Raw genomic sequence first — 6,964 nt, 5'->3', positions numbered from 1 at the left:
AGATTGATTGAAAAAATTCGTCAACTTTCATCTCCGAGAATTATCGAAATTGAAGATTTCATCGATTTTTTATATCAACGAGAAAATCAATCCGAAGATGCTAACCTAACAATGGCTGCTACTAAACTGTCAGAAGCATCATTTTCACAAGTCTGGGACAATTCTGAAGACGCGGCATATGACAACCTATAAATTTGGAGATGTTATTCTCGTTCCATTTCCTTTTACAGACCAAAGTACCATCAAAAAGCGACCAGCGATTGTGATTAGCTCTGATAATTACAATCAGAACAAGCCAGATATCATTTTAATTGCTGTCACCAGTCAAGTGAATGCAAATTTACAGTTTGGCGAAGTACTTATTGATGATTGGGCTGGTGCTGGGCTGATAAAATCTTCAGTTGTCAAACCAATTATTACAACACTCCAACGTAACTTAGTAATTAGAACGCTAGGAAAATTGCGATCGCCAGATCTTCAAGCATTAGAAAATATTTTACAACAAATTATCAACACATAAAATTTAGGTAGGGTGTGTTACGGCGAAGCCTAACGCACCAATACCATTTTTACAAAAACACGCCCTACGTAATGCTTAAATTATGGTGAAGTAGGTGCGTTAGGCTCCGCCGTAACACACCCTACGCAATTATTATGAACCCATCCTCGATCGATCTGCGCGAAGTTATTTCCTCTCAAATTCCCGCTCTAGCTCTGCTCCAAAACATCGGCTATACATACATCACGCCAGCCGAAGCACTCGCATATCGTCAGGGGAAACGATCGAAAGTAGTCCTCGAAGATATTTTAACAACCCAACTTCACAAGCTTAATCAGATCGAACATCGGGGTAAAGCTCACCCCTTCAGCGATGCAAATATTCAAACCGCTGTCGCTGCAATTAGTCAATTTCCTTATGATGCTCTCTACACTACTAGCGCACAGATTTACGATCTATTAGGATTGGGAAAAAGTCTCGAACAAACGATCGATGGTGATAAAAAGAGCCATCAACTGAAATATATCGACTGGGCAAATCCAGCGAATAATGTTTATCATGTCACCGATGAGTTTGAGATCGAACGTCTCAATAGTACCCAAACTCGTCGCCCCGATATTGTGGTATTTGTGAATGGGATTCCGTTGGTGGCGATCGAGTGTAAACGTCCCGATCTAAATGATGCAATTGGCGATGCAATTAGTCAACACCTGCGCAATCATCGCCCTGATGAGATTCCACACTTTTTTTGTGTGACTCAAATCTTAATTGCGATCGCTCAAAATTCTGCTCAATATGGTACAACTGCTACCGATAAAGAATTTTGGGCGGTGTGGAAAGAAGAAGCAAATACTGAAATTTTTGCCGCCGAACTTTATGCTGTAATTAATTTGCCTTTGGATCGGGTACAGAGTCATAAATTACTAAGTTGGCGCGAAACTTGGGTACAGTCAAAGATTAAAGAATTATGGGCGGCGGGAATTAGAGAAGTATCAGCCCAGGATCGAATTCTCTACAGTTTATTAAATCCAGCACGATTATTAGATCTGATTTATGGCTATATTTTGTTTGATAATGGTACGAAAAAGATCGCCCGTTATCAACAGTATTTTGCCGTTCAAGCGACAATCGATCGCGTCAAGCAAGTTCGGGGTGATTCATCGCGTCAAGGTGGCGTAATTTGGCACACAACGGGGAGTGGTAAATCTCTGACGATGGTGTTATTAGCGAAGGCATTAGTTAGAGAGAAGACTATTATCAATCCTAAGATTATCCTGGTGAACGATCGAGTCGATTTAGACGATCAACTAACTAAAACATTTAGTAAATGCAACTTATCTGTAACTCAGGCGAAAAGTGGTAAAGAGTTGCTCGAATTTCTCAATTTACCCAAAGCCGAAATTATTACTACGGTGATCGATAAATTCGATACTGTGGCGAGAGAAAAGGGTGAAAATCCCAGCCCCAATATATTTGTCCTCGTCGATGAATCTCACCGCTCTCAATACGGACAAATTCATGCCAAGATGCGAAATGTGTTTCCAAATGCCTGTTATATTGGCTTTACAGGTACGCCATTATTGAAAAAAGATAAAAGTACCGCCCAAAAATTCGGTGGCTTTATTCACTCCTATACTATGCCCAAAGCCGTCGGCGATAAAGCGGTAGTTCCAATTGTCTATGAAGGAAGAGAGAGTGAATTCAAAAATACTGAAGCTGTCGATAAATGGTTTGATCGGATTACTGATAACTTAAATCCCGATCAAAAAGCCGACTTAAAACGCAAGTTCAAAAGTGCCGAACCGCTGTATGAAGCCGATGCCAGAATGCGGGAAGTTGCCTATGATATCAGCGAACATTTCGCTAAACATTTCAAAGCTACGGGATTAAAAGGACAATTCGCCACTTCTAGTAAATGCGCCGCAATTACTTATCAAAGATTAATCAATGACTGGGGAAAAGTCAGAGCGGCGGTGATTATTTCGCCCCCCGATACTCGCGAAGATAATGATAGTGTCAATGAAGCCGATATCTCGGAAGTGCAACGCTTTTGGAAGGATATGATGGCGATTTACAGCACGCCTAAAAATTATCAAGACAAACTAATCGAGAAATTCAAGGGCGGAGATGGTGAAGATGCACCGGATTTACTCATCGTTGTCGATAAATTACTAACTGGTTTTGATGCGCCGCGCAATGCGGTTTTGTACATCGATAAACGTCTCAAAGAACATAATATCTTGCAAGCGATCGCACGAGTAAATCGCGTCTTCGAGGGCAAGGATTACGGGCTAGTAATCGACTATCGGGGCATTTTTGGTGAAATGAACCAAGCTCTAGAAATCTACGCCGCCCTGGAGCGGGAAGGGTTTGATCGAGCCGATATTGAGGGTGCCTTGGTAGATGTGCGGGTAGAAATTGCTAAACTTCCCACGCTCCACGCTGCTGTGTGGGATGTATTCAAGGGAGTCAGCAACCGCCAGGATCTCGAAAGTCTGCAACAGTGGCTCGAACCCCAAGACAGGCGGGATGAATTCTATGAAGCCCTACGAGATTTCGCCAAAAATCTCCGACTCGCGCTCAGTAATTCGCCATTCCAAGCTGATACTCCCGAATCGACCAAACACCGCTACAATCAGGATCTAAAATCTTGGCTCAAACTGCGAGATTTAGTCAAAATTAGGTATGGTGAAAAAGTAGATTATTCCGATTTTGACGAGCAAATTCGGCGGATGGTAGAGAAAGAAATCGGCGCGTCGGAATTTATTACTATTATCGAACCTGTGGATATTTTCGATTTAGATCGATCGAATGCCGAAATCGAAAGCATTGCAGGAACGGCGGCTCAGGCTGATGCAATTGCAGCGAGAATCAAAAAAGTCGCGATCGAACGGATGGAAGAAGATCCCGTATTATACCTGCGACTGAGTCAATTAATTCAAACCGCGATCGATGCCCACCGCGCCAAACGCCTGGGTGACATTGAATATCTCCAGCAAATGCGATCGCACCTCGCAACCGTCCGCAGTGGTGGGGCAAACACCGTTCCCACCCCACTCCAAACCCGCCCCCAAGCGCGGGCATTCTATAACGTTTTCCACTCGAAATTATCTAGTAGCCTAGAGACTTCAATCGACGGCAATATCCACGGTGACATCAATAATTCAGACGTATTTGTATTATTATCGATCGGCATTGAAGATATCATTACCAAACATAAAATCCGCGATTGGCAACATCATCAAGACATCCAAAACTTGATGATAAATGATATCGACGATCTAGTTCATAACTTAAAAAAGACTCACAACTTATTCATTCCCTGGAGCGATTTAAGCGAACTAACAACTAAAGTTTTTACTATTGCCAAAACCTATGAAGTCAACTGAGATCCATCACGTGCCTTATGGGAGTAAAAATATTACCTTCGCCCTTGAATATTCCCCCCGCAAAACCCTGGCGATCGAAGTTCATTCAGACAGTAGTATTATCATCAAAGCCCCCACACATACAACAATAGAATCGATCGAATCAAAAGTTATTCATCGCGCCGCCTGGATTACTCGACAACAACGCCAATTCGCTAAGTATGCCGCACCCTTGCCTGCCCCCGAATGTGTTTCTGGCGAAGGTTATCGGTACTTAGGTCGTCAATATCGCCTGAAATTAATTGAAAGTCAAACTGACAAAATTCGGCTCTGGCAAGGTAGATTAGAAGTTAATACTCCCACCCCATTTGATAGGAAAAATGTAGAAAGATCGATTTCTAATTGGTTTCGGGATCGAGCCAGGATCATTTTTACTGAACGTTATCAATGCTGTATTTATTTAGTATCATTTTATGGCATCGAAGGTAATGGATTTGAACTCCGTACTATGTCCAAACGCTGGGGAAGCTGTACCCCGAATGGTAAAATCTTTATCAATCCTCTACTAGTTAGTGCTACTAAGGATTGTATTGATTACGTAATAATTCACGAACTCTGTCATCTTCTTTTCCCCAATCATTCAGCTAGTTTTTATCAGTTGTTAGCGAAGATTTTGCCAAATTGGATCGATCGAAAGGAGCGTTTAAATAGTCAGGTCGAACTGCGATCTCGATCCGCTACCAACGACATGAGCTAATTGCATTTTTACTACGTACGCCATTTATGGATTCACAACCCTAAAGAACCCCGACTTCTTGGAGAAGTCGGGGTTTCGGTGTCTCACCAACTGAAAAGTGTTATGGCTACACACCACCGGGCATTTGGATCATCATTCTCCTGAAGTTTGGCATTCGCTAGTTTCAAAAAATTTGGTGAGGCGATCGAACTCCAGATCTTCAAACCGATCGACCGTCCAATTTGCCCGCCGCTGCAACATGTGGAACGGATAAGTATTGGCGATCGCGACTGCTTGAATTCCGGCTGCTTTGACAGATTCCAGCCCTACAAAAGTATCTTCGATCGCCAAACATTCTGATGGTAATAAATTGAGATCTGGATAAAGTTTATTCAACCGATCGATCGCGAGTAAGTAGCCCTCTGGATCTGGTTTACTGCGTTCGATATCATCACCAGCTACCAGATCGTCAAAAAATAACCCGAGTTTACCTTGCTTCAAGATAAACTCGACTTCCGATCGAATTGCTCCTGTGACGACGGCTAATTTGTAGCCACTATTAAACATCTGCTCGATAAACTGTGAAACATCTGGATAAATCGGCAAAGTCTCTAACTGCTCTAGTTTTTGACGATAGGCGATCGCCTTTTTAGCTATTAATTTATCCAAATATTCCTCAGTCACAAATCGCCCACGCAGTTTGAACAACTCTTTTAGACCCGCTCGATCGCTTCTGCCTACACATACTTTCCAGAATTCCTTACCCTGGGGTGGTAAATTTTCGGATAGTAACAACTCATCATTGAGCACCCGATGAATTGCTTCATCTTTGATAATTACCCCATTGAAATCAAATAAAACTGCTTTTAAAACCACACTTAAATTAATTGATAATTGATAGTTGATAGTTGATAATTGATGCTCCTAAAGCCTAAAGCCTACTGTTACTTGATTGAGCCAAAATACATCTTTGGTGCGGACATTATCAAATCCGGCTTTGCCCAACCAGGCATCGAGATTGCCGGCGGCGTAGGCTTGAATGTAGGGTTCTTCAAAGACATTATTCAACCAATCCAGACTGCGGAGGGTGTTTTGATTGCCATCGAGGATCAGGATTTGGCCGCCAGGAACTAGCAATCGATAACTTTCGGTGAGAATAGTTTGCGCGATCTCTGGTGGTGTTTCGTGAAATAGTAGCGCAGCCGTAACCAGATCGAAACTACCAGTTTCAAACTGGGTTAAATCGGTTGCCGTGCCCTGTTGCCACCTAATCTCTACACCTGCTTGTTTCGATCGATCTTCAGCTACTGCCAACATATACGGAGACAAGTCTAAACCCGTCACTACGGCATCTGGACAGGCTTGTGCAATCGGAATTGTCATCGAACCTGTCCCGCAGCCCAGATCGAGAATTTGCTGGGGTCGATCGCGAATTTCACTAATCAAACCCTGGCGTACCCACGGTTCATAAGGCGGCAACACATATTGGGTAATCGGATCGTAGGTAATCGCTGCCGTCTGTGTCAAGTACCCACCCTCGATCCCGTGATAGTTTTGAGTGTGATAGTACTCTGGATAGCTAAATTCTGGGGATTGATATCGATCGATTGTAGCCTGCCAGTCGATGCGATCGCGTACTGCCATCATCTGCTCTTTATCCAATAATCCTTGAATCAACGGCGAGAGAAATTGCTCCCACAAAGTATCTTTTCTAATTGCCATAAAAATATTGGATAAGACGATCGATATTTAATTACGCTTGTAAGAATATTTTAGGTGATAATTTGAATCGATCGGCTAGAGCCTGTGCCCAATGTGGCTCGATCGATTTCGTTCCGGCTAAAACTTGGGCAACCGATTCACTAGATCCAAAAATATTCACTAATTTCGATCGGATCGATCCCATACGCTACAAATAAACTCAGGAAGAGTTTGTAGCTGTAGGGTGTGTTATCGCTCAAGCGTAACGCACCATCTCATTAATCACACATTTGCTTTGGTTCGGTGCGTTACCCTGCGGGATAACACACCCTACAAATCTAATCTAAGTGTCTTTATTCAACTTCAATACCGCCATAAATGCTTCCTGCGGCACATCTACCGTCCCCACCGACTTCATCCGTTTCTTACCTTTGGCTTGCTTTTGGAGGAGTTTCTTCTTCCGCGAAATATCACCGCCATAGCATTTGGCTAACACATCTTTCCGCAATGCGGGGATGTTTTCACTAGCGATAATCTTACTCCCGATCGCGGCTTGAATCGGGACTTTAAATTGGTGGCGGGGAATCAATTCTTTGAGTTTTTCGGTCATTGCCCGACCGACATTATAAGCTTTATCGCGGTGGACGATCATCGCTAGAG

General features: G+C 43.0%; 7 protein-coding genes and 1 pseudogene. 4 read left to right on the top strand and 4 right to left on the bottom strand.

From position 1 onward, the window contains the following. From RMO27_RS11860 to RMO27_RS11845, 4 genes are all read left to right on the top strand, one after another. Positions 1-192 (top strand): toxin-antitoxin system, antitoxin component, Xre family protein (locus tag RMO27_RS11860; protein ID WP_309732663.1); only part of this gene is annotated, 192 nt, incomplete at its 5' end. Beyond that, entirely contained in the window at positions 179-520 is a 342-nt protein-coding gene (locus RMO27_RS11855; protein WP_309732660.1) for a type II toxin-antitoxin system PemK/MazF family toxin, read from the top strand. The genes RMO27_RS11860 and RMO27_RS11855, both read left to right, overlap by 14 nt. A gap of 134 nt (positions 521-654) precedes the next feature. After that, on the top strand, positions 655-3,888 hold the full coding sequence (locus tag RMO27_RS11850; protein WP_309732658.1) for a type I restriction endonuclease subunit R: 3,234 nt from the start codon (positions 655-657) through the stop codon (positions 3,886-3,888). Further along, the gene (locus RMO27_RS11845) at positions 3,875-4,624 is read left to right on the top strand and encodes a SprT family zinc-dependent metalloprotease (protein WP_309732655.1); all 750 of its coding nucleotides are present in this window, start codon (positions 3,875-3,877) and stop codon (positions 4,622-4,624) included. The genes RMO27_RS11850 and RMO27_RS11845 overlap by 14 nt, the downstream gene beginning before the upstream one ends. A gap of 132 nt (positions 4,625-4,756) precedes the next feature. Here the strand turns inward: RMO27_RS11845 and RMO27_RS11840 are convergent, their stop codons facing one another. The 4 genes and pseudogenes from RMO27_RS11840 to RMO27_RS11825 form a co-directional block, all read right to left on the bottom strand. Beyond that, complete coding sequence (locus RMO27_RS11840) at positions 4,757-5,479, bottom strand: HAD family phosphatase (protein ID WP_309732653.1); 723 nt, start codon at positions 5,477-5,479, stop codon at positions 4,757-4,759. A gap of 48 nt (positions 5,480-5,527) precedes the next feature. Then, positions 5,528-6,325: a class I SAM-dependent methyltransferase gene (locus tag RMO27_RS11835; RefSeq protein WP_309732651.1), complete on the bottom strand. Its 798-nt coding sequence runs from the start codon at positions 6,323-6,325 to the stop codon at positions 5,528-5,530. A 31-nt stretch (positions 6,326-6,356) separates the two neighbouring features. Beyond that, positions 6,357-6,485: a hypothetical protein gene (locus RMO27_RS11830; protein WP_309732650.1), complete on the bottom strand. Its 129-nt coding sequence runs from the start codon at positions 6,483-6,485 to the stop codon at positions 6,357-6,359. Between the two features lie 162 nt (positions 6,486-6,647). Next, a pseudogene (locus tag RMO27_RS11825) lies at positions 6,648-6,964 on the bottom strand (elongation factor 4); the annotation flags it as partial.

It is taken from the genome of Chamaesiphon sp. OTE_75_metabat_556 (genome assembly GCF_031378165.1).
Taxonomy (GTDB): Bacteria; Cyanobacteriota; Cyanobacteriia; order Cyanobacteriales; family Chamaesiphonaceae; genus Chamaesiphon.
The sequence above is the reverse complement of the archived record's forward strand: the minus strand, read 5'-3'. Positions and strand labels throughout refer to the sequence as shown.